The organism is Acidisphaera rubrifaciens HS-AP3, from assembly GCF_000964365.1.
Taxonomy (GTDB): Bacteria; Pseudomonadota; Alphaproteobacteria; order Acetobacterales; family Acetobacteraceae; genus Acidisphaera; species Acidisphaera rubrifaciens.
The window spans coordinates 1-1,148 of the sequence record NZ_BANB01000837.1 but is presented as its reverse complement, the minus strand read 5'-3'; the positions used below and the strand labels follow the sequence as shown (position 1 = coordinate 1,148).

Below are 1,148 nucleotides of genomic sequence, written 5' to 3'. Positions count from 1 at the left end.
CGCGGCGACGATCGACGCGGTCGCGGACGCGGTCGGCTTTCCCCGCCGGTGGGACGCGGTGCTGCGGCAGTTCCTGCATCCGACCGGGCTTGTCATCGCCGCCCCGGACGGGCGCGTCGCGTCCTATCTCCTCGGCGTCGGCTACCAGCCGGGCACTCTGCGCGCGGCCCTCGCCCGCGCCCGGGCGGGAGAGATCGCGCCGCCGCCGTCGCCGGTACTGCTGCTGTGCTTTCACTTCGACCAGACGACCGGCCGCTACACCTTCGCGATCATGAAGACGATCCGCGTCGCCGCGCTGATCACCGTGCTGGGAATCCTCGCCCTGCTGCTGACGCTGCGGCATGTGCGCCGGCGCCACATCGCCCGACCATAATGTCCACGGATCGAACCCCACCCGGCGCCCGCGTGTAATGTGGCGGCCACCGGCTACAGACGAGGCGACCGCGATGCCCTCCGCCTGCACCGCACCACCGCCGCCCACGCGGGGACGCTGAGCCGATGCGCCAGCTGTTCGCACCCGGCGCCGATGCGATCCTGCGGCTGGCGATCCTCGCGACCGTCGGCGTGCTGCTCGCGGCCGTCGTCGCCCTGACCGGCTATGCCCATTCGGCCTATGTCGGCGACGTGGGCATCGCGCCCGAACAGCCGGTGCCGTTCAGCCACAAGCATCACGTGGCCGAACTCGGCCTCGACTGCCGCAACTGCCACCAGTACGCGGCGACACAGGCGACGGCGGGGCTGCCGCCGACGACGACCTGCATGACCTGCCACTCCCATATCTGGGACCAGTCGCCGATGCTCGCCCCCGTGCGCGACAGCCTCGCGCAGAGCGTGCCGCTGCACTGGGTGCGGGTCAACCGCCTGCCGGACTACGTCTACTTCAATCATTCGATTCACGTATCGAAGGGCGTGGGCTGCGCGAGCTGCCACGGCGCGGTCGCCACGATGCAGCTCACCTACGCGGCGCGCTCCTTCACGATGGCGTTCTGCCTCGACTGCCACCGCGCGCCGGCCGCGGCGCTGCGGCCGCTGCCGGCGGTCTGGGACACGCAGTGGCAGCCGCCGCCGGATCAGGCGGCGCGCGGCAAGGCGCTGATCGCGGCGCGCCACATCGAAGGCCCCGCGCGCCTGACGCAGTGTTCGACATG

General features: G+C 71.8%; 1 protein-coding gene and 1 pseudogene. Both read left to right on the top strand.

Going from position 1 to position 1,148, the window contains the following annotated elements:
* Nucleotides 1–373 (top strand): annotated as a pseudogene (locus B8460_RS22390) (SCO family protein); the annotation flags it as partial.
* 125 nt (nucleotides 374–498) lie between these two features.
* Nucleotides 499–1,148, top strand: a 650-nt coding sequence (locus B8460_RS18320; protein ID WP_048863062.1) for a cytochrome c3 family protein, incomplete at its 3' end; no start/stop codon positions are given.